The organism is Caballeronia sp. EK, assembly GCF_014384845.1.
Lineage (GTDB): Bacteria > Pseudomonadota > Gammaproteobacteria > Burkholderiales > Burkholderiaceae > Caballeronia > Caballeronia jiangsuensis.
Genome location: NZ_JACSUE010000017.1, coordinates 41928 through 62116 on the forward strand (window position 1 = coordinate 41928; position 20189 = coordinate 62116).

Annotated in this window: 21 protein-coding genes; 13 read left to right on the plus strand and 8 right to left on the minus strand. The window is 64.1% G+C overall.

Features of this window, described 5'->3' with window-relative positions:
• The first annotated feature begins 171 nt into the window (after positions 1 to 171).
• Positions 172 to 1455, plus strand: coding sequence for a phosphopyruvate hydratase (eno, locus tag IAG25_RS34145; RefSeq protein WP_187608813.1), 1284 nt, complete (start codon positions 172 to 174; stop codon positions 1453 to 1455).
• Between the two features lie 112 nt (positions 1456 to 1567).
• Positions 1568 to 2038, plus strand: a complete 471-nt coding sequence (gene ftsB, locus IAG25_RS34150) for a cell division protein FtsB (RefSeq protein WP_187608814.1) — start codon at positions 1568 to 1570, stop codon at positions 2036 to 2038.
• Between the two features lie 94 nt (positions 2039 to 2132).
• On the opposite strand, the gene IAG25_RS34155 is transcribed toward ftsB, so the two are convergent.
• The 3 genes from IAG25_RS34155 to IAG25_RS34165 all read right to left on the minus strand — a co-directional run bounded on the left by IAG25_RS34155 (position 2133) and on the right by IAG25_RS34165 (position 4164).
• Positions 2133 to 2483 carry a hypothetical protein gene (locus IAG25_RS34155; RefSeq protein ID WP_187608815.1) on the minus strand — a complete coding sequence of 117 codons (351 nt, stop codon included), beginning with the start codon at positions 2481 to 2483 and terminating at the stop codon, positions 2133 to 2135.
• Positions 2484 to 2646: 163 nt separating this feature from the next.
• A complete protein-coding gene (gene hslO / locus IAG25_RS34160; RefSeq protein ID WP_187608816.1) occupies positions 2647 to 3597 on the minus strand; it encodes an Hsp33 family molecular chaperone HslO in 951 nt (316 codons plus the stop codon).
• A gap of 42 nt (positions 3598 to 3639) precedes the next feature.
• The gene (locus tag IAG25_RS34165; RefSeq protein WP_187608817.1) at positions 3640 to 4164 is read right to left on the minus strand and encodes a gamma carbonic anhydrase family protein; all 525 of its coding nucleotides are present in this window, start codon (positions 4162 to 4164) and stop codon (positions 3640 to 3642) included.
• Between the two features lie 201 nt (positions 4165 to 4365).
• On the opposite strand from IAG25_RS34165, the gene IAG25_RS34170 reads away from it, so the two are divergent.
• The 8 genes from IAG25_RS34170 to dapA all read left to right on the plus strand — a co-directional run bounded on the left by IAG25_RS34170 (position 4366) and on the right by dapA (position 11399).
• The gene (locus IAG25_RS34170; protein ID WP_187608818.1) at positions 4366 to 5208 is read left to right on the plus strand and encodes a ferritin-like domain-containing protein; all 843 of its coding nucleotides are present in this window, start codon (positions 4366 to 4368) and stop codon (positions 5206 to 5208) included.
• 56 nt (positions 5209 to 5264) lie between these two features.
• Entirely contained in the window at positions 5265 to 6149 is an 885-nt protein-coding gene (locus IAG25_RS34175; RefSeq protein WP_187608819.1) for an alpha/beta fold hydrolase, read from the plus strand.
• 85 nt (positions 6150 to 6234) lie between these two features.
• Positions 6235 to 7065 (plus strand): 3',5'-nucleoside bisphosphate phosphatase, encoded by an 831-nt coding sequence (locus tag IAG25_RS34180; protein WP_187608820.1) that lies wholly within the window; start codon positions 6235 to 6237, stop codon positions 7063 to 7065.
• A gap of 148 nt (positions 7066 to 7213) precedes the next feature.
• Positions 7214 to 7843: an L-threonylcarbamoyladenylate synthase gene (locus IAG25_RS34185; RefSeq protein ID WP_187608821.1), complete on the plus strand. Its 630-nt coding sequence runs from the start codon at positions 7214 to 7216 to the stop codon at positions 7841 to 7843.
• A 130-nt stretch (positions 7844 to 7973) separates the two neighbouring features.
• On the plus strand, positions 7974 to 8639 hold the full coding sequence (locus IAG25_RS34190) for a site-2 protease family protein (protein ID WP_035503067.1): 666 nt from the start codon (positions 7974 to 7976) through the stop codon (positions 8637 to 8639).
• A 4-nt stretch (positions 8640 to 8643) separates the two neighbouring features.
• Positions 8644 to 9846 (plus strand): tryptophan--tRNA ligase, encoded by a 1203-nt coding sequence (locus IAG25_RS34195; protein WP_035503065.1) that lies wholly within the window; start codon positions 8644 to 8646, stop codon positions 9844 to 9846.
• Complete coding sequence (locus IAG25_RS34200) at positions 9846 to 10430, plus strand: class I SAM-dependent methyltransferase (protein WP_187608822.1); 585 nt, start codon at positions 9846 to 9848, stop codon at positions 10428 to 10430. The genes IAG25_RS34195 and IAG25_RS34200 overlap by 1 nt, the downstream gene beginning before the upstream one ends.
• A 63-nt stretch (positions 10431 to 10493) precedes the next feature.
• Positions 10494 to 11399 carry a 4-hydroxy-tetrahydrodipicolinate synthase gene (dapA, locus tag IAG25_RS34205; protein ID WP_187608823.1) on the plus strand — a complete coding sequence of 302 codons (906 nt, stop codon included), beginning with the start codon at positions 10494 to 10496 and terminating at the stop codon, positions 11397 to 11399.
• Here dapA and IAG25_RS34210 read toward each other — a convergent pair whose 3' ends face one another.
• Positions 11400 to 11585: a hypothetical protein gene (locus IAG25_RS34210; protein ID WP_187608824.1), complete on the minus strand. Its 186-nt coding sequence runs from the start codon at positions 11583 to 11585 to the stop codon at positions 11400 to 11402.
• Here IAG25_RS34210 and bamC point away from each other — a divergent pair.
• Both bamC and IAG25_RS34220 read left to right on the plus strand, forming a co-directional pair.
• A complete protein-coding gene (bamC, locus tag IAG25_RS34215; RefSeq protein WP_187608825.1) occupies positions 11584 to 12726 on the plus strand; it encodes an outer membrane protein assembly factor BamC in 1143 nt (380 codons plus the stop codon). The two genes, IAG25_RS34210 and bamC, sit on opposite strands and share 2 nt — an antisense overlap.
• Positions 12727 to 12760: 34 nt before the next feature.
• On the plus strand, positions 12761 to 13534 hold the full coding sequence (locus IAG25_RS34220; protein WP_187608826.1) for an MBL fold metallo-hydrolase: 774 nt from the start codon (positions 12761 to 12763) through the stop codon (positions 13532 to 13534).
• A gap of 106 nt (positions 13535 to 13640) precedes the next feature.
• On the opposite strand, the gene IAG25_RS41695 is transcribed toward IAG25_RS34220, so the two are convergent.
• Positions 13641 to 13895, minus strand: coding sequence for a hypothetical protein (locus tag IAG25_RS41695; RefSeq protein WP_074168913.1), 255 nt, complete (start codon positions 13893 to 13895; stop codon positions 13641 to 13643).
• Between the two features lie 268 nt (positions 13896 to 14163).
• Positions 14164 to 15402 (minus strand): cupin domain-containing protein, encoded by a 1239-nt coding sequence (locus tag IAG25_RS34230; protein ID WP_187608828.1) that lies wholly within the window; start codon positions 15400 to 15402, stop codon positions 14164 to 14166.
• 33 nt (positions 15403 to 15435) lie between these two features.
• On the opposite strand from IAG25_RS34230, the gene IAG25_RS34235 reads away from it, so the two are divergent.
• Positions 15436 to 15984 carry an FKBP-type peptidyl-prolyl cis-trans isomerase gene (locus IAG25_RS34235; protein ID WP_187608829.1) on the plus strand — a complete coding sequence of 183 codons (549 nt, stop codon included), beginning with the start codon at positions 15436 to 15438 and terminating at the stop codon, positions 15982 to 15984.
• Positions 15985 to 16031: 47 nt separating this feature from the next.
• Here the strand turns inward: IAG25_RS34235 and IAG25_RS34240 are convergent, their stop codons facing one another.
• A complete protein-coding gene (locus IAG25_RS34240; protein WP_187608830.1) occupies positions 16032 to 17360 on the minus strand; it encodes a hypothetical protein in 1329 nt (442 codons plus the stop codon).
• Entirely contained in the window at positions 17323 to 20031 is a 2709-nt protein-coding gene (mutS, locus tag IAG25_RS34245) for a DNA mismatch repair protein MutS (protein ID WP_187608831.1), read from the minus strand. The genes IAG25_RS34240 and mutS overlap by 38 nt, the downstream gene beginning before the upstream one ends.
• Positions 20032 to 20189 lie beyond the last annotated feature (158 nt).

The following is a 20189-nucleotide window of genomic DNA, read 5'->3' on the forward strand; positions in this document are numbered from 1 at the left end:
TCGAATCGCTATCCCGAAACGACCGCTCTTTGCGCCGGCGCTGAACCGGCGATCATCGAAAGGGTCTGAGCGAAGCAGTGAAGCGCGTGCCGCCGCGTGTATCGAAGTGTAAAAACAGGCGGCGCGCTTCGTTGTGACTGACAGAATTCATCGTCATTTCTTGAGGAAACCATGAGTGCTATCGTAGATATCATCGGCCGCGAGATTCTCGATTCGCGAGGCAATCCGACCGTCGAATGCGACGTGTTGCTCGAATCGGGCACGATGGGCCGCGCGGCGGTTCCGTCGGGCGCGTCCACCGGTTCGCGCGAAGCCATCGAACTGCGTGACGACGAAGCCGGCCGCTACAACGGCAAGGGCGTGCTGAAGGCCGTCGAACACATCAACACCGAGATTTCCGAAGCCATCATGGGCCTCGACGCCTCGGAACAGGCTTTCCTCGACAAGACCCTGCTCGAGCTCGACGGTACGGAGAATAAATCGCGCCTCGGCGCGAACGCGATGCTCGCCGTGTCGATGGCCGTCGCCAAGGCCGCCGCTGAAGAAGCCGGCCTGCCGCTGTACCGGTACTTCGGCGGTTCGGGCGCGATGCAACTGCCGGTGCCGATGATGAACATCGTCAACGGCGGCGCGCACGCGAACAACAGCCTGGACATCCAGGAATTCATGATCGTCCCGGTCAGCCAGCCGACTTTCCGCGAAGCGCTTCGCTGCGGCGCGGAAGTGTTCCACGCGCTCAAGAAGATTCTCGCCGATCGCGGCATGAGCACCGCCGTGGGCGACGAAGGCGGCTTCGCGCCGAACTTCGGCAGCAACGACGAATGCCTGTCGACGATTCTGCAGGCGATCGAGAAGGCCGGTTACCGCGCCGGTGAAGACGTGCTGCTCGCGCTCGACTGCGCGGCGAGCGAGTTCTACCACGACGGCAAGTACCAGCTCGCGGGCGAAGGCCTGCAACTGTCGTCGAGCGAATTCGCGGACTATCTGGCGACGCTCGCGGATAAATTCCCGATCGTGTCGATCGAAGACGGCATGCACGAAAGCGACTGGGAAGGCTGGAAGATCCTCACCGACAAGCTCGGCAAGAAGATCCAGCTCGTCGGCGACGATCTCTTCGTCACCAACACGCGCATCCTGAAGGAAGGCATCGAGAAGGGCATCGCGAACTCGATCCTCATCAAGATCAACCAGATCGGCACGCTGACGGAAACCTTCGCGGCAATCGAAATGGCCAAGCGCGCGGGCTATACGGCCGTGATCTCGCACCGCTCGGGCGAAACGGAAGATTCGACCATCGCCGATATCGCCGTCGGCCTGAATGCCGGGCAGATCAAGACCGGCTCGCTGTCGCGCAGCGATCGCATCTCGAAGTACAACCAGCTGCTGCGCATCGAGGAAGACCTCGGCGATATCGCGAGCTACCCGGGCAAGTCGGCGTTCTACAACTTGCGCTAAAGCTTTTGCCGCTTTAGTCGATAAGACGTTTGATCGTCTTTGAAGCGTCATCTTTTGAAGCCCGCCGCCCACGGCATTTCGCCGCAGGGCGGCGCTTATTTCGGCTACGTGAATGCGGCTCGTAACTGTCGTTCTGGTTCTGTTGCTGGTGCTGATCCAATACCCGCTCTGGTGGGGCCACGGCGGCTGGCTGCGCGTGCATGAATTGCAGCAGCAGCTCGCGCAGCAGACGGAGAAGAACACGAACCTGAGATTGCGCAACGAGCGCGTGCAGGGCGAAGTGCAGGATCTGCAAAGCGGCACTGCCGCCGTGGAAGAGCGCGCGCGCTACGAGATGGGCATGGTGAAGGACAGCGAGGTGTTCGTGCAGTTCGTCGCGCCGAATTCGAATGCGCCCGTCAATTCCGCGAACGTGCCGGGCATGAATGGCTCGACACGCGGTCAGGTCTCGGCGGCGCCGCTGCGCGTGGTGCCGAATCCCGTCTCGCGTTCGAAGCAGGAATTGCGCGATCTCGACAAGAAGGCGCAGAAGGAAAAGGCAGCCGAAGCGAAGAAGAAACAGCCGCAGGGCGCGGTGCAGTAGCGCGGCGGCTTGCCGATCTGCCGATCGGAACAAAAAAATAGCGCGGTCATCGACCGCGCTATTTTTGTTTGTGCTGACCGTCTCGCTGCTTCGATCACCACCAGGTGCCCACTCCGACGCCGGTGCCCCAGTACGGGCCGCCCCAGCCGCCACTCGAATAGCCCCCGTAGACCGAGACCGGCGCGGGCGAATAGAACTGCGACATCGTCTTCGCCGCATTGCCCGCGGCAGCCGCCTGCTGCGATTCGTTCAGCGCCTGCTTGTCGATGGCGTTGTAGCGTTCCATCTGCTGCTGCGACGTCAGCGTCTGCTGGGGCGCGGGCGGCGTATCGGGCAGACGGCTATAGATCGGTGAAGGGCCGGGCGGATCCATCATGCAGCCGGCGAACAGTACGACGCCGGCAAGGCACGGCAGCAATTTCCAGTTGAGCGTTGCGGTTTTCATTTACGACCTCCAGCGGGCCGACATCTTTACAGGAGCCCCAATCATAGCTTGCGGAGTCTGTCGTGAGTCTTGGCTCGCAAGCGGCGCGCCGGACGGTCGCCGGGCTTGAGAAACCCCGGACGCGTGCGGCGCAGGCTCCGCTGGACAAGGCTTTCGCGGCGTTTCAGTGCCGCCGGTCCGACGCCGGACTCACGCCTTGTGAGAGTTCTTTTGCGACAAAAAGTTGCGCCACGTCGACGGCGTCGAAGTCGTAACGCTGATTGCAGAACTCGCAATGCACTTCGACATTGCCGCGCTCCTCGATGACGCCATCGACTTCCTCGCGGCCGAGCATCTTGAGCATGCCGCCGACTTTTTCGCGCGAGCAGGTGCACTGGAAGCGCGCGGGCGCGGGATCGAAATGCTGCACGTTTTCCTGCCAGAACAGGCGCTTGAAGACCGTGTCCGGTTCTTCCTTCAGCAATTCTTCGTTCGAAAGCGTGCTGCCGAGATGGCAGACGCGCTGCCAGGTGTCCGCGTCGTGCTCGCCCGGATGCGGAACGATGCCACCATCGCCCGGCAGCTTTTGCAGGAGCATGCCGACGGCGCGATCCGTATCGGCGGCGAGCCACAGGCGCGTGTCGAGCTGCTCGGAGTGATGCATGTAGTGCTCGAGCACCTCGGCCATCGACGCGAGCGGGCCGTGCTCGCCCGACAGCGGCACGATGCCCTGATACGGCTGCTGTCCTGGCTTCTTGTCGGCCGGATCGAGCGTGATGACGCAGCGCCCGCGCCCGTGACGGTTCAGCAGCTCGGCGAGCGACATCTCGTTTTCCAGCTCGCGCTCCGCGCCTTCGGCGAGCTTCGCGGTGGCGCGCAGAGAGAGGTGGGAATCGCACTGCACGACCAGCATCTTCACGGGGCCGTCGCCGTAGATCTGCATGACGAGCGTGCCGTCGAACTTGAGGTTCGCGGACAAGAGCGCGCATGCGGCCATCATCTCGCCGAGCACGTTGCGCACGGCCGCGGGATACGAGCGGCGCGCGAGCACTTCCTGCCATGTGTGGCGCAATGAGACGATCTCGCCGCGCACGGGCGCCGCGTTGAACATGAATTTCTGCAACTGGTCGTTCACAACTCTTCCTTGGGTGTTGAGGCTCGCCCGCTCTGCCGGGTCTCAGCCGATGCGCACGAGCTGCGCCTTGTAGTATTCGCGCCGGTCGGCGTAGCTTGCCGTGGCGGCGCGCATGCGGGCGATGTCCGCCTCGCCGATTTCCCGGACCGCTTTCGCGGGCGCGCCGAGAATCAGCGTGTTGTCCGGAAACACCTTGCCTTCGGTGACGACGGCGCCCGCGCCAACCAGACAATTGCGGCCGATCACCGCACCATTCAAGACCACGGCCTGAATCCCGATCAGCGAGCCTTCCTTGACCGTGCAGCCGTGCAGCATCGCCTGATGGCCAACGGTGACATCGTTTTCGATCGTCAGAGGAAAGCCGGGGTCCGCATGCAGCACCGCGCCTTCCTGCACGTTGCTGCCGCGCCCGACGACGATCGGCTCGTTGTCGCCGCGCAGCGATGCGCCGGGCCAGACGCTCGTGTTTTCCTCCAGCGTCACGCGGCCGATGATGGTCGCGGTGTCTGCCAGGAACACGCTTTCGTGGATGGTCGGGGCGTCGTCGCCGAGTTTGTAGATGGCCACATTGTCTCCTGGGGCGTGGTGTCGTAAGAGTGGGGCGGGGGGGCGCTAAAATGCGCGCCTGCCGATGCGGCTTGACGGTCGATGCCGTCGTTGCGCCGATTGTTACGCGATGTGCGGCGTCCGCCGGGATTACCATTTTAGCTGTTTGCCGTAAGCGTCCGCTGGACTGCTCCGTTGCGCGCCTGTTTTCGAGATAGTTCGATGCACGACTCTGCCATTCCCACCACCGAAGCGAACGCCTGCGCGCGCCGCGCGGCGCTCTCCATCCTGCGCGAGCGCGCGCCCGCGACGAAAGCGGCGCGCGCCCGCCTGCTGTTCGAGTCGGCGCGTGCGGAGCCGTCACGCATCGATCCGAACGTCGCGCTCGATGAACCCGGCGATCTGCCCGGTCGGCCGGAACGCCCGGAACTCGTGGAGCCGTCGTCGCTGAAGCGTCGCGGCATGCAATCGGATGCGGGCCGCGCCGTGCTGCTGCACGCGCTCGCGCACATCGAATTCAACGCGATCAATCTCGCGCTCGACGCCGTCTGGCGATTCCCGTCGATGCCGCATGATTTTTATCTCGACTGGTTGAAAGTGGCGGCGGAGGAAGCGCATCACTTTTCGCTGCTGAGCGCGCGTCTCGCCGAATTCGGCCACGCCTACGGCGATTTCCCGGCGCACGATGGCCTCTGGGAGATGGCGCAGCGCACGCGCGGCGACGTGCTCGCGCGCATGGCGCTCGTGCCGCGCACGCTGGAGGCTCGCGGCCTCGACGCATCGCCGCCCATTCGCAAGCGCCTCGCGCAGGCGGGCGACCACGCGTCCGCGGCGATTCTCGACGTCATCCTGCACGACGAAATCGGCCACGTGCTGATCGGCAATCGCTGGTTCCGTTTTCTGTGCGACGGCCAGCGCCTCGATCCGCATACGACCTACGAACGCCTTGCCGCGCAGTATCACGCGCCGAAGCTGCGCGGCCCGTTCAATTTCGAGGCGCGCCGCGACGCCGGCTTCGACGAAGCCGAACTGCGCGCGCTCGCCGGGCTGGACGACGCGAAGTAGCGCGCGCCCATCGTCGCTATAATCGAACGATCATCCTTTTCATCCGAAACGACATCATGAAAGAATCGCGCTCCGAATTCGTCGATGCGCGCGGCGTGCGTCTGCACGTGCGCCGCTGGGGCTCGCCCGACGCCCCGATGCTCTTCATGCTGCACGGCTGGATGGACATGAGCGCGTCGTTCCAGTTCGTCGTCGATGCCCTCGCCGGGGAATGGCAGGTGCTCGCGCCCGACGCGCGCGGCTTCGGGCTGTCGGACTGGCCAATCGCGGAGAAAGGCGGCGGGCATTACTACTTTCCCGACTATCTCGCCGATCTCGACGTGCTGCTCGATCACTTCTCGCGCGGCACGCAAGTGAATCTCGTCGGCCACAGCATGGGCGCGAACGTCGCGCTGCTTTACGCGGGCGTGCGGCCCGAGCGCGTGCGCCGCGTGGTCGATCTCGAAGGCTTCGGGCTGCCGGCGGCGCGTGCATCGCAATCGCCGGGGCGCATCGCGCAATGGCTCGACGATCTGCGCACGCCGCCCACGCTGCGCAGCTATGCGAGCCTCGATGAAGTCGCCGACCGGCTGATCCGCACGAATCCGCGCCTGCCGCTCGCCCGGGCGCGCTATCTCGCGCAGCACTGGTCGCGCGAGGAAAGCGACGGGCGCTTTCATCTGCTTGCCGATCCGGCGCACAAGTTGCGTGGACCGACGTTGTATCGGCTGGACGAAGTGAGCGCGGCTTGGGCGCGCGTCACGGCGCCGGTGCTGCATGTCGAGGCGAAGGACTCGCCGACGCTTGCCACCTTCGCGGGACAGACGCCCATCGCCGAGTTCAAGACGCGCTTTGCCGCTTTCTCCGACTGGCGCGAGGAAATCGTCGACGGCGCCGGGCACATGATCCATCACGACCAGCCGGAGCGTGTCGCGGCGCTGATCGAATCGTTCTGCGCGTGAGCGCCGCGCCACGGTAAGAAGGAACTACATAATCGGCGTGTCATGCCATTACAGTTAGAATGTAAGTGAAACCTCAGAGCCGAAAATGAACGCCGATCTGCATTGCCATTCCACCGTGTCCGACGGCCAGTTCGCACCCGCCGAAGTCGCGGAGCGCGCGCATGCGAACGGCGTGACGCTGTGGTCGCTCACGGATCACGATCAGCTCGGCGGGCAACACGACGCGCGCAAGGCCGCCGAAGCGCTCGGAATGGACTATCTGCCGGGCGTCGAGATTTCGGTGACGTGGGCATCGCGCACGGTGCATATCGTCGGCATGAACGTCGATCCGGACAACGCGGCGCTGCTCAAGGGCCTCGAATGCACGCGCAATGGACGCGCGGCGCGCGGCGAGGCGATCGGCGAGGCGCTCGCGGCGATCGGCATTCCGGATTGCTACAAGAACGCGCTGCGCTTCACCGACGATCCCGACATGATTTCGCGCACGCACTTCGCGCGGTATCTGGTGGAGGCGGGTTACGCGAAGTCCACCTCGGACGTGTTCGCGCGCTATCTCGGCGACGGCAAGCCGGGTTTCGTCGGGCATTGCTGGGCGAAGCTCGCCGATGCCGTCAAGTGGATCAAGGATGCGGGCGGCGAGCCGATCATTGCGCATCCGGGACGCTACGATTACACGCCGGTCGAATTCGCCGCGCTCTTCGACGAATTCATCCAGCTCGGCGGCCGTGCGATCGAGGTCGTGACCGGCAGTCACACGCCCGATCAATACCGCGAATACGCCGATGTCGCGCGCCGCTACGGCTTCGAGGCGTCGCGCGGCTCGGACTTCCACGGCGCGGGCGAAGGGCGGGTCGATCTCGGCCGGCTTCCGCCGCTTCCCGACGATCTCACGCCCGTCTGGGCGCGCTGGCTTTAGCGTTCTTTTTCGGCGCGCGTCGCCCTTTCGATGCGCGCACGGTCTTTGCATCACCGGGAATTTCCGCACGCACATCGCGTGAGGCGTCTGCGCGCGATTCGCACGCGCCGGGCCTTCGCGATTACGATCGAAACAATAAGGCGTCGCCATGTCTCAATTTTTTCGCATTCATCCGGACAATCCGCAGCCGCGGCTCATCAATCAGGCCGTGCAGATCATCAAGGACGGCGGTGTCGTCGCGTTGCCGACGGATTCGAGCTACGCGCTCGGCTGTCATCTCGACGACAAGGACGCCGTCGAACGATTGCGGCGGATTCGCGGCATCGACGACAAGCAACTGCTGTCTCTGCTCGTGCGCGATCTTTCCGAGCTTTCCAACTTCGCGATGGTCGACAACCAGCAGTACCGGCTGATCAAGTCGGTGACGCCGGGGCCTTACGTGTTCGTGCTGCAGGCGACCAAGGAAGTGCCGCGCCGGCTCTCGCATCCGTCGCGCAAGACGATCGGGCTGCGCGTGCCGGATCATGCGATCACGCTCGCGCTGCTGGAGGCGCTCGGCGAGCCGCTGCTCGCGTCGACGCTGATCCTGCCGCCCGACACCGAGCCGCTCAACGATCCCGAAGAGATTCGCGAGCGGCTGGAGAAGCAGGTCGAGCTCGTGATCGATTCGGGCGCGTGCCCGGCGGAGCCGTCGACGGTAATCGACCTTTCATCGGGGGAGCCAGTGCTCGTGCGCGCGGGGAGAGGCAGTCTCGAACCGTTCGGGCTCACGGCGTAAGCGCCGCGCAGTAGCGTACACGGGCACACGACCCGATCGAGCGTTATCGCACATCATGGGCGAAATAGTGCGCGCCCGGCGCCGTCGTGCGCGTCTGATCCGACCTGCCTGCTTGCTACAATACCGCCCCATGGACTCTTCCCTGATACAAACCATCGCGGTCTACGCGCTCCCCGTGATCTTCGCGATCACGCTGCACGAGGCCGCGCATGGTTATGCCGCGCGATTGCTCGGCGACAACACGGCCTACGTTCTGGGCCGCGTTTCCATGAACCCCATGCGCCATATCGATCCTATCGGCACGATCGTGATTCCGATCGTCCTGTACTTCGTGACGAGCGGCGCGTTCATGTTCGGCTACGCGAAGCCCGTGCCGGTGGCGTTCGGCAATCTGCGCAATCCGCGCTGGGGCAGCCTGTGGGTCGCCGCGGCGGGCCCCGGCAGCAACTTCGTGCAGGCGATCGTCTGGGGCGTGATCGCGGTGCTGCTCGCGGCCTTTCACGTCGACGAAGTGTTCTTCACGCGCATGGCGGCCGCGGGCGTCGGCGTGAATCTCGTGCTCGGCGTGCTGAATCTCTTCCCGCTGCCGCCGCTCGACGGCGGCCGCGTCGTCATGGCGCTCCTGCCGGTGCGCGCGTCGATCGCGTTTTCGAAGCTCGAGCCGTACGGCTTCTTCATCGTGATGGCGCTCGTCGTGACCGGCGTGCTGACGCGCTACTGGCTCGGGCCGCTCGTGAACGTCGGCTATACGGCGGTGTCGGCTATCCTGAATCCCCTCGCTTCACTATTCCCATAACATCATGTTCCCTGACCGTATCTTCTCCGGCATGCGGCCCACCGGGTCGCTGCACCTCGGCCACTATCACGGCGTGCTGAAAAACTGGGTGCGGCTGCAGTCCGAGTACCCGTGCTTCTTCGCGGTGGTCGACTGGCACGCGCTCACGACGCACTACGAGACGCCCGAGGTCATCGAGAAAAACGTGTGGGAGGTGCTCATCGACTGGCTGGCGTCGGGCATCGATCCGGCGCAGGCGACGCTCTTCATCCAGAGCCGTGTGCCCGAGCACGCGGAGCTGTCGCTGCTGCTCGGCATGGGCACGCCGCTCGGCTGGCTCGAACGCGTGCCGACCTACAAGGAGCAGATCGAGAAGCTGCGCGAGAAGGATCTGTCCACTTACGGCTTCCTCGGCTATCCGGTGCTGATGGCGGCGGACATTCTGCTGTATCGCGCGTCGCTCGTGCCGGTCGGCGAGGATCAGGTGCCGCACGTCGAGATGACCCGCGAGATCGCGCGCCGCTTCAACTACCTGTACGGCCGCGAGCCGGGCTTCGAGGAAAAGGCGATGGAAGCCGCGAAGAAGCTCGGCGGCAAGCGCGCGAAGCTCTATCACGAGTTGCGCGTCGCGTATCAGCAGGAAGGCGACGACGAAGCGCTCGAACAAGCGCGCGCGATGCTGCAGGAGTCGCAGAGCCTGTCGATGAGCGACCGCGAGCGGCTGTTCGGCTATCTGGAAGGTTCGCGCAAGATCATCCTCGTCGAGCCGCAGGTGCTCTTGACCGAAGCGTCGCGCATGCCGGGGCTGGACGGGCAGAAGATGTCGAAGTCCTACGGCAATACGATCGGCTTGCGCGAGGACGCGGCGACCATCGAACAGAAGGTCCGCAGGATGCCGACCGACCCGGCGCGCGTGCGGCGCAACGATCCGGGCGATCCCGACAAATGCCCGGTCTGGCAACTGCATCAGGTCTATACGGACGAAAAGACGCATGAGTGGGTGCAGAAGGGTTGCCGCAGCGCGGGCATCGGTTGCCTGGAATGCAAGCAGCCGGTGATCGAAGGCATCCTGCGCGAGCAGCAGCCGATGCTCGAGCGCGCCCAGAAGTACATGGACGACCCGTCGTTGTTGCGCGCGATCGTCGCGGATGGCTGCGACAAGGCGCGCAAGTTCGCCACGGAAACGATGCGCGACGTGCGCGAGGCCATGGGCCTGTCCTACAACTGATGGAAGGGGTGCCGAGTCCGTGGGTCGCGCGCTGGGCGCATCTCGTCGCGCCCGGCGGCGCGGTGCTCGACGTCGCCGCGGGTAGCGGGCGCCACGCGCGCTGGTTCGCGGCGCGCGGTTTTCCGGTTCTGGCCATCGACCGCGACGCAGACGCGCTGGCATCGATGTCCGCGATAACCGGCATCGACACGCTGAGCGCCGATATCGAAAACGCGCCCTGGCCGCTGCCGGACGACCGAACGTTCGATGCAATCGTGGTCACGAACTATCTGCATCGACCGCTGTTCGGGCACTTGATCGATGCGCTCGCGCCCGGCGGCGTGCTGGTCTACGAGACGTTCGCCGCGGGCAACGGCAGCATCGGCAAGCCGTCGAATCCTGCGTTTCTGCTCGATCCCGGCGAACTGCTCGAAGCGGTACGAGGGCGGCTGCGCGTGATCGCTTACGAGGACGGATTCGTCGACGATCCGCGTCCTGCCTATGTGCAGCGGATTTGCGCCGTTCGCGAACCGCAGTCAGCGGAAAACGCGCTCACCATTGGTAACATACCCCCGGGTCCGCCGCGTTACGCGCTGACCGGCTAATCCGCTACAATCGCGTAATATCGCTTTTCGCGATTAAATTCACGATTAAATTCATAGAGTTTCATGACAAACGGAACACACGGCGGCATCCAGATCCGCGGCAGCATCCCTGCCATCGTCACACCGATGCACGAGGACGGTAGTCTTGATCTGCCGGCGTTTCGAAAACTGATCGACTGGCATGTCGAGCAAGGCTCGAACGGTCTCGTGGTGGTCGGCACCAGCGGCGAATCGGCCACGTTGTCGGTCGAAGAGCACATCCTGATGATCCAGACGGCCGTCGAACACACGGCCAAGCGCTTCCCGATCATCGCGGGCGCGGGCGGCAATTCGACCGCCGAGGCCATCGAGCTCTCGAAGCAGGCGAAGAAAGTCGGCGCCGACGCTACGCTGCAAGTCGTCCCGTATTACAACAAGCCGACGCAGGAAGGCATGTACCGCCATTTCCGCACCATCGCGGAAGCGGTCGATCTGCCGGTGCTCCTTTACAACGTGCCGGGCCGCACCGTTGCCGACATGAGCAACGAGACGATCCTGCGTCTCGCGGACGTGCCGGGCATCATCGGCGTGAAGGAAGCAACGGGCAATATCGATCGCGCGGCGCATCTGATCAAGCACGCGCCGGCGGACTTCGCAATCTTCAGCGGCGACGATCCCACGGCCATCGCGCTGATGCTTCTGGGCGGTCACGGCAATATCTCGGTGACGGCCAACGTCGCGCCGAAGGAAATGAGCCAGCTCTGCCGCGCCGCGATCGAAGGCGATGCGATCACCGCGCGCCGCATTCATCTGAAGCTGCTGTCGCTGCACAAGCAACTCTTCTGCGAATCGAATCCGATTCCGGCCAAGTGGGCGCTGCAGGCGCTCGGCCGCATGGAAGGCGGCATCCGTCTGCCGCTCACGCCGCTCGACGCGCGTTATCACGACGTGGTGCGTGACGCGTTGCGCGACTCCGGGCTTCTCGCCTGATCACACGTGGCGGCGCGCCAAGTCACAAAGAATCGAAAGGCCGCGCCGCCGCACGTGATCGAAATGAACCACACCTTCAGCCATCAACCGCCGCTCACTGGCTTCGACATTGGCCTCGCTGAACCGCTCGGCTAGAGCGGATTCGGCGCGAGGCAATGCGTCATCAGCAGCAAAGAAGGACCTCATGAAACTTTCCGCTCTTCTTACTCATGCCAAACGCGTGAGCGTGGTGTCGCTCGGCGCCGGCGCGCTCATCTCGCTTGCGGGTTGCGATACGCTCAACGACTGGCTCGCGCCGGATCGCGTCAACTACAAGGCTGCCGAAACCGCGCCGTCGCTCGCGGTTCCGTCCGATCTGACCACGGCCGACATCAGCCAGCGCTATGCCGCGCCGCCGAAGATCAACGCGCTCGGCGGCGCCGCGGAGCGCTCGGTCACGCCGGCCGGCAACGCGACGCTCGGCGTGCCGAACGCGCAGGATCCGTTCGGCATGCACATCGAAAGCGACGGCGATCGCCGCTGGCTCGTCGTCGATGGCCGCTCGCCCGATCAGATCTGGGGGCCGCTCAAGGAGTTCTGGGAAGAGAACGGCTTCACGCTCAAGACCGATGCGCCGCAGACCGGCATCATGGCGACCGACTGGGCCGAGAACCGCGCGAACATTCCGAACGACTGGTTCAGAAACAGCGTGGGCAAGCTGCTCGACTTCGCGTACTCGTCGGGGACGCGCGACATGTTCCGCACGCAGGTGGACCGCGCATCGGACGGCTCGACCGACATCTCCGTCACGCACAGCGCGATGGAAGAAGTGCTGACGGGGCAGGACAAGACCTCGTCGCGCTGGGAAGCGCGTCCGCGCAATCCGCAGCTCGAAGCCGCGGTGCTCACGAAGCTGATGCAGAAATTCGGTCTGACCGAAGCGCAATCGCAAAAGCTGATGGCCGAGGCGCGTCCGTCGGGCGCGAAGGTGGCGGTGGATCAGGCCGCGGGCGGTTCCACGCTCGATCTCGCCGAGCCGTTCGATCGTGCATGGCTGCGCGTGGGCCTCGCGCTCGATCGCACCAACTTCACGGTCGACAATCGCGATCGCGACAAGGGCATCTACTACGTCCATTTTTCGGACTCCATGGCGGAGCTGAAGAAGGAAGGTCTCTTCGGCAAGCTCTTCTCGAGCAACACGCCGAAGCCCACGCGCCAGTTCCTCGTGAACGTCCGGCCGAAGGCAGACTCGGTGACGCAGGTCGGCGTCGTCGATGCGAATGGCCAGCCGGATAATTCGTCCGATGCGCAACGTATCGTGTCGTTGCTGCATGCTCAGTTGAACTAGACGAACACGTTAGTCAGCCGATGATGAGTTCATTGTGAGATTCGCCAGTCTCGGCAGCGGCAGCGAGGGCAATGCGTTGCTCGTCGAGGCATCGAGCGGCACGACCACGACGCGCGTGCTGCTCGATTGCGGATTCTCCGGGAAGGAAGTCGAGCGCCGTCTCGCGCGACTGAACTGCCGCGCCGAAGATCTGGACGCCATCGTCATCACGCACGAGCATACGGACCATATCGGCAGCGCATTGACGCTCGCGCGCCGATGGTCCATTCCGCTGCACATGAGTTGGGGCACGGCGCGCGCGATCGGCGCCGATGAAGCCAACGTCGAATTGAACGTGCTGTGGGGCGATGAGAGCGTCGCCATCGGCGATCTGCACGTGATGCCGTACACCGTGCCTCACGACGCCCGCGAGCCGCTGCAATACGTCTTCTCGGACGGCGCCTGCCGTCTCGGCGTGCTGACGGATGTCGGCGTGTCTACGCCTCATATCACGAGCGTGCTGAGCGGCTGTGATGCGCTCGTGCTCGAATCCAATCACGATGTCGAAATGCTCGCCGCGAGCCGTTATCCGCCATCGCTCAAGGCGCGCATCGGCGGGACGCACGGGCATCTGAACAACGAAGCGGCGGCGGCCATTCTCGCGTCGCTCGACCGGTCCAGGCTGCGTCACCTCGTGGCCGCTCATCTCAGCCAGCAAAACAATCTGCCGCATCTCGCGCAGGCTGCGCTTGCGGCGGTGCTGGGGGCGTCGGCGGTTGATGTCGTCGTGGCGACTCAGGCCGAAGGTTTTGACTGGCTCACGCTCTAGAACGAGCACAGAATGCAGATACAAAAAAACCGGCTCAAGAGCCGGTTTTTTCGTTTGCAGGACCGCATCGAGCGGCCTGCAACGCAGCGCCGATAGGCTAAAAGCCTTACTGGCTTGCGCCCGATGCCGGAGCAGCAGCCGAAGCGGCAGCGTCCGAAGCTGCGCCAGCAGCCGAAGCTGCATCGCTTGCAGCGGCCGAAGCGCTCGATGCAGCAGCGTTTGCGTCCGAAGCAGCAGCAGCCGGAGCCGAAGCAGCCGACGTATCGCTTGCAGCGCTCGGAGCAGCCGTTTCGCTAGACTTGTTGCATGCAGCCAGAGCAACAGCAGCCAACAGGGATGCTACGAGGAGGGATTTCTTCATGATCACGTCCTTTTATGGTTAAAGGTAAGCAACAGCGCAAAGTACCGGTAATGTGTGCTCCAACACCGACCTGGGCCGCTGTGGAGACTCACAATTCTTTTTTGTGTGAGACTTCCTACGGCTTGGCCGGAAATTATAGGCACTTTCGTAACGACCGTCGATAAATCGGGGGACGATACGTTGTCTTTCTCATACAAACTTTCATATTGCGGAACAGCAAAATTCTAACATCCGCCGCGTGTCAGGAAGTCTCGTAAAGTCAAGCCTGTCAAGGCAAAGCACCCGTCCGAAGCCAGCCCGCACAATACCATTCGTGCAGCAGCGCTGTCATTGACGATTCGTCTGTAAGTGTTACAAAGCGTTTCGCCTGCAGACAGCGAGTATCCGCCAATTCAGGGAGCCACTTTTTCAGCTTTGACGACAACAGTTCGGCTTCACCATTTACGAAAAATGACCTCGCGTCATAGAGCAAAATAGTCTTTCTATCTAGCCTGACGCCCGTTTTTTTCGCTCGCTCTACAAATTTTTGCTCATTCAACACGCGCTCGGGCGGGTCGAATACGACATTCGCTTTCGGCTCGCTCAAATACGTGCCCAGAAACGCCGCAATGTCCTTTTCATTCCAGTTGACGTTCGCAAGGATCGCGCCAACACGGTCGATGAGTAGCGGCGGCAGCGCCGCCGGACTCGACACGGGTTGCTGCGCCGGATCGCGATAGCGGGCGTTGCCTTTGGGACCATCGGATGCGTCGCTCATGCGCTCGGCGAGATGATAAAGGAACTGCGCCGTGAGCTCGTGCGCGGAGGGCGCGCGAAAGCCGATCGACGCCGTCATGCATTCGCCCTCCGCGATGCCGTCATGTGCGATATGCGGCGGCAGATAGAGCATGTCGCCGGGCTCCAGCACCCATTCTTCCGCGGGCTCGAAGTGCTGTAAAACTTTCAACGGCAGTCCGGGTTTTAGCGAAAGATCGCGCTGTGCGCCAAAGCGCCAGCGGCGCTTTCCATGAACCTGGAGCAGAAACACGTCATAAGAGTCGAAGTGCGGTCCGACACCGCCGCCATCGGTCGCATACGAGATCATCAGGTCGTCGAGACGCGCGTCCGGAATGAAGCGGAACCGGTTCATCAATGCGTGCGCGCGATCGTCATGCAGATTCGCGCCCTGCACGAGCAGCGTCCATTCGCGTTTCTTCGACGAAGGCAATTCGTCGGGCGCGAACGGACCGTGCTCCAGATTCCATGTATTGCGAAAATGTGTGATGAGACGCGACTCGACGTCGTCGAGATCGGCAAGTTCGAACAACGCGTCGCGCGAGAGCGGAGCCGCGATATCGGGAATGGCTTGCCGGATCAGCAGCGGTTTTTTCTGCCAGTAACGTCGCATGAACTGTCGCGGCGTACGGTTGCCCAACAAGGGTGTGGGTTCGTCCGGCAAAGGCGCGCCACTATGCGCGAGAAGGCCGGAAACCGGGGATGGGGTTGCGTCAGAGGGCCGCTTGGGCATCGTATAATCGAGGCTTGTATCTTGGAGGATCCAATGAAAATTGCGAAAGACACTGTCGTTTCGGTCGCTTACAAGCTATCGGATGCGCAAGGCAATCTGATCGAGGAGAGCGACGAGCCGATGGTCTATCTGCACGGCGGCTATGATGGCACGTTCCCCAAGATCGAGGAAGCGCTCGACGGTCAGGAGGCGGGCTATGAAACGCTCATTCAGCTCGAACCGCAGGATGCGTTCGGCGAATACGATCCCGAACTCGTGAAGGTCGAGGAGCGCAGCCGTTTTCCCGAGCCGCTCGAAGTCGGCATGCAGTTTGAAGGCACGCCCGAAGATGGCGATGACGACATCGACTCGCTCATCTACACCGTAACCGACGTCGCCGAGGACAAAGTCGTGCTCGACGGCAATCATCCGCTCGCGGGCATGGCGCTGCGTTTCGCGCTGTCGGTGCAGGAAGTGCGCACGGCCACGGATGACGAGATCCAGCATCAGCACGCGCATGGCGCGGACGGCCTGCACGTCGTCGACGAAGACGATGACGATGACGACGAACCGCGCAAGGACGCAGGTCCGACGCTGCATTGAACGCGTCGGCCGATAGATAAGGAAAGCGCAGCTTCGGCTGCGCTTTTTTATTGCCCGCTCACGCCGTTCTGCACGCCCGATGCAGGCACCGGATAGATCGGCGGCAAGGACTGCGGCGGCGTGAGGATAGGCGGCAGCTCGGAGGCGGGCGAGGGCATCGAAGGCGGCGGGGGCAGCGACTCCGGCAGATCGTTGCGCGGCAGCGCAGGCGGCGTGGATGCCGGTGCGGGATAAGGCGCATAAGGCTCGCTCGACTGCGCCGGCGCTTCAGGCGGCGGCGCGCTCGATTCTTTCGTATGGGATTCCTTCACATCGCGCACGCGCAGTCGAAACGGCGGATGCCATTGTGCATCGCTTTGCACTTCGAGCCATTGCGATTGCGGCTTTTTGAACGCGATCGCCACGCGCGTGAGATTCGTGACGATCAAGCCCTTGTCGTTGCGCAAAGGCTGATCGATATGAAAGCCGTTGGGCTCGGGCGCATCGGTGCCGTGAATCACGACGACCGGACCGCGAAAGATTTCCGCCGCCTTCACAAGGCTGCGCTTCAGTTCGAGGAAGCCATCGCGCGGCTGGTTCGAGCGCGAGAAGTGCAGCCATGCGAAGCGATCGCGCCGCTCGTAGCGAGAGAAGTCGGGATCGGCCTGAAGCATGATCACGAGCGCGCGCATCTCGGAGCGTCGCGCCGATTCGGCCGCATGTTCGAGCCAGAAGGTCGTCGCGACGGCGCGGTCTTCGAACTCGCCGTTGCGTCCGCCCGCGGTCAGATAGTGATTGTTCGGGCTCGGCGCATTCAGCCCGATGAACGCGATGCCTTGCGCCTGCCAGCGCACGATTTCCCGGAACGTGCGAAAGCGCGCGACGTCGCTTTCGCGCGAGAGTGTGAGCGGATTTTGTCCGAGCGAGCTGGCATCGGCGAAGAAGAGCTGACGCACGAAATCGAGCCGTTCGACGGGATCGTAAGTGCCCCCGTGCGCGAGGGTGCAATCGGCCCAGTCGTGCTGACCGAGCAGCATCACGAGCGGCGTGCGCGACGCGTCCAAGAGGTCGTGACGCGACTGATAGATGCTGTCGCGACACGGCTCGGTGGCGCCCTTGAAATTGCCGTCGTAGACAATGAACGCGATGCTGCCGTCGCGCGCGATCGCATCGAGCATGCGGCGCACGGGCGCTTCGTCGGCGGGGCGGGTCAGCGCGTCGGAGATCACGGCGAACGCAAGCGGCGCGTTGCCCTCGGCGCGCGCATGGGCGATCGCGCCGCACACGAGCGCGACCGCGATCGTCACCGCGCTCGTCAGGCGCGCGGCGACAGCGCGCTCGACGCGCGGCGCGTCACGCTCAACGCGATGCATCCGGCGGACGATTCGCCAGTTCATGCAGTTCGTAGAGCAGATCGAGTGCTTCGCGCGGACGCAGATCGTTCGGGTCGAGCGCGCGCAGCTTGTCCATCACCGGATGTTCCGGCGCGTCGGCCGTCTCCTGATCATCGTGCGGCGGATCGTCTTCATAGGGCGCATACGGCTGGCTCGCGAACAGATCGAACTGTGCGGCGGGCTGGCTGACCGACTGCTGCTCCAGATGCACGAGATGCTTGCGCGCCGCGCGAATCACCGCGGCCGGCACGCCCGCGAGTTGCGCGACCTGCAGACCGTAGCTCTGATTCGCCGGGCCTTCGCTCACCGCGTGCAGGAACACGATGCCATGATCGTGCTCGACCGCCGAAAGGTGCACGTTCGCCGCCTGCGCGAACTCCGCGGGCAATTGCGTGAGCTCGAAGTAGTGCGTCGCGAAGAGCGTGTAGCAGCCGTTGTGCGTGAGCAGATGCCGCGCGATGGCCCACGCGAGCGCGAGGCCGTCGAACGTCGAGGTGCCGCGCCCGATCTCGTCCATCAGCACGAGGCTCGATGCGCTCGCGTCGTTGAGAATCGCCGCGGCTTCAGTCATCTCGACCATGAAGGTCGAGCGGCCGCCGGCGAGATCGTCGGCCGCGCCGATGCGCGTGAAGATGCGGTCGAGCGCACCGAAACGCGCGCGTTTCGCGGGTACGTAACTGCCGACATACGCCATCAGCGCGATCAGCGCGGTTTGACGCATGAAGGTGGACTTGCCGCCCATGTTCGGGCCGGTGATGAGCAGAAGCTTGCGGTCGTGGCTCAGACAGCAATCGTTGGCGATGAACTGCTCGACCTGCGCCTCGACGACCGGATGCCGTCCCTGTTCGATATCGATGCCCGCGTCGGCGGTGAATTCCGGCGCGACCCAGTCGAGCGCGCGGGCGCGTTCGGCGAACCCGCACAGGAGATCGAGTTCCGCGAGCGCGCTTGCGACGCGCTGGCAATCCGCGATGAAAGGCAGCAGATTCTGCAGCAGCGCATCGTACAGCGCGCGTTCGCGGGCGAGGGCGCGTTCCTGCGCGGACAGCGCCTTGTCCTCGAAGGTCTTCAGTTCCGGCGTGATGTAGCGCTCGGCGTTCTTCAGCGTCTGACGGCGGCGATAGTCGTCGGGAACCTTGTCGGTCTGCCCGCGCGTGACTTCGATATAAAAGCCGTGCACCTTGTTGTATTCGACACGCAGATTCGCGATGCCCGTGCGCGTGCGCTCGCGTGCTTCGAGATCGATCAGGAACTGATCGCAGTTCTCCGAAATATCGCGCAGTTCGTCGAGATCGGGATCGTAGCCGCGCGCGATCACGCCGCCGTCGCGAATCAGCGCGGCGGGCTCGGTCGCGATGGCGTTCGTCAGGAGATCGAGACACTCGTGCGGCGGCTCCAGCGCGGCGCTGATGCGCTCCAGCGCCGGCGTATGCGCGGCGACGTTCGCGACGAGCGTACGCAGGTCGGGCAGCGCGGCGAAGGTGTCGCGCAGGCTCGACAAATCGCGCGGCCGCGCCGACAGCAACGCGAGGCGGCCCGTGATGCGCTCGATGTCGGAGATCTTGCGCAACGCGCCGCGCAGGGTGTCGAGGCCGCCGCTGGCAGGCGCGTCGAGCAATGCGCCGATCGCTTGCTGGCGCGCCTGCGCAATCGCTGCGTCGCGCGGCGGATGATGCAGCCAGTGGCGCAGAAGCCGGCTGCCCATCGTCGTGCAGCAGGTGTCGAGCAGCGAGAAGAGCGTGGGCGATTCGGTGCCGCGCAGCGTCTCGGTGAGTTCGAGATTGCGCCGCGTGGCGGGATCGAGCCCGATGTATTCCGATTCGTATTCGACCTTCAGGCTGCGCACGTGGCGCAACTGCTGGCCTTGCGTCGCGGCGGCGTAGAGCAGCAGCGCGCCGGCCGCGCCGCACGCGCAGGTGAGCGTTTGCGCGCCGAAGCCGTCGAGGCTCGCGACATCGAGTTGCTCGCGCAGGCGCTGCGTGCCCGAGCCGACATCGAAATGCCATGCCGGAACGCGCGTGGTCGCGCCGGGATTCGTCACGCCGAGCGATGACGGGACGTCGGTGATCGAATCCGCGATGAGCGTTTCCGCCGGACGAATGCGCTCGAGCGCGGCGCTCACTTGTCCCGGTGCGACTTCCGCGAGGCGCAACGCGCCGCTCGCGAGATTGAGCCACGCGAGACCGACGCTCGTCACCACGCCGCGACGGTTGTGCGCGGGGCAGAGCGCGAGCAGATAGACATCGCTTTTGTCGGAGAGCAGGGCCGCGTCGGTCAGCGTGCCCGGCGTGACGACGCGCACGACCTTGCGCTCGACCGGCCCCTTCGATGTCGCCGGATCGCCGATCTGCTCGCAAATCGCAACCGACTCGCCGAGCTTCACCAGCTTCGCGAGATATTGCTCGCATGCGTGATGCGGCACGCCCGCCATCCTGATCGGATTGCCGCCCGATGCACCGCGCTGCGTGAGCGTGAGATCGAGCAGGCGCGCGGCCTTCTCGGCGTCGTCGAAGAAAAGCTCGTAGAAGTCGCCCATCCGGTAGAAAACGAGCGTGCCAGGATGCTCCGCCTTGATGCGCAGATACTGCTGCATCATGGGCGTGTGCTGCGACAGGTCCGCGAGCGGCGCGGCGGTGTCGGGGGAAGTGTCGGGGAGTGCCGTGTGATTGCCCATCTTGCGTGCTGTGAAAGCCGGAACGACCAGACGGCCGGACGCGACGTGCGCCGGCCGCCAATCAGCCGATAGGGCATGAGTTTAACCTGTCGCGGGATGACGGCGGAGTCGGCCGAACGGCCAATGAAATGTCGCTAGCGGACGGAGATCGTGAGGGC

Bases quoted from the DNA above. Each gene is read 5' to 3' on its own strand.
- eno (WP_187608813.1), top strand. From the start codon at position 172: ATGAGTGCTATCGTAGATATCATCGGCCGCGAGATTCTCGATTCGCGA.
- ftsB (WP_187608814.1), top strand. From the start codon at position 1,568: ATGCGGCTCGTAACTGTCGTTCTGGTTCTGTTGCTGGTGCTGATCCAA.
- IAG25_RS34155 (WP_187608815.1), bottom strand. From the start codon at position 2,483: ATGAAAACCGCAACGCTCAACTGGAAATTGCTGCCGTGCCTTGCCGGC.
- IAG25_RS34170 (WP_187608818.1), top strand. From the start codon at position 4,366: ATGCACGACTCTGCCATTCCCACCACCGAAGCGAACGCCTGCGCGCGC.
- IAG25_RS34175 (WP_187608819.1), top strand. From the start codon at position 5,265: ATGAAAGAATCGCGCTCCGAATTCGTCGATGCGCGCGGCGTGCGTCTG.
- IAG25_RS34180 (WP_187608820.1), top strand. From the start codon at position 6,235: ATGAACGCCGATCTGCATTGCCATTCCACCGTGTCCGACGGCCAGTTC.
- IAG25_RS34185 (WP_187608821.1), top strand. From the start codon at position 7,214: ATGTCTCAATTTTTTCGCATTCATCCGGACAATCCGCAGCCGCGGCTC.
- IAG25_RS34190 (WP_035503067.1), top strand. From the start codon at position 7,974: ATGGACTCTTCCCTGATACAAACCATCGCGGTCTACGCGCTCCCCGTG.
- IAG25_RS34195 (WP_035503065.1), top strand. From the start codon at position 8,644: ATGTTCCCTGACCGTATCTTCTCCGGCATGCGGCCCACCGGGTCGCTG.
- IAG25_RS34200 (WP_187608822.1), top strand. From the start codon at position 9,846: ATGGAAGGGGTGCCGAGTCCGTGGGTCGCGCGCTGGGCGCATCTCGTC.
- dapA (WP_187608823.1), top strand. From the start codon at position 10,494: ATGACAAACGGAACACACGGCGGCATCCAGATCCGCGGCAGCATCCCT.
- bamC (WP_187608825.1), top strand. From the start codon at position 11,584: ATGAAACTTTCCGCTCTTCTTACTCATGCCAAACGCGTGAGCGTGGTG.
- IAG25_RS34210 (WP_187608824.1), bottom strand. From the start codon at position 11,585: ATGAGGTCCTTCTTTGCTGCTGATGACGCATTGCCTCGCGCCGAATCC.
- IAG25_RS41695 (WP_074168913.1), bottom strand. From the start codon at position 13,895: ATGAAGAAATCCCTCCTCGTAGCATCCCTGTTGGCTGCTGTTGCTCTG.
- IAG25_RS34230 (WP_187608828.1), bottom strand. From the start codon at position 15,402: ATGCCCAAGCGGCCCTCTGACGCAACCCCATCCCCGGTTTCCGGCCTT.
- IAG25_RS34235 (WP_187608829.1), top strand. From the start codon at position 15,436: ATGAAAATTGCGAAAGACACTGTCGTTTCGGTCGCTTACAAGCTATCG.
- IAG25_RS34240 (WP_187608830.1), bottom strand. From the start codon at position 17,360: ATGAACTGGCGAATCGTCCGCCGGATGCATCGCGTTGAGCGTGACGCG.
- mutS (WP_187608831.1), bottom strand. From the start codon at position 20,031: ATGGGCAATCACACGGCACTCCCCGACACTTCCCCCGACACCGCCGCG.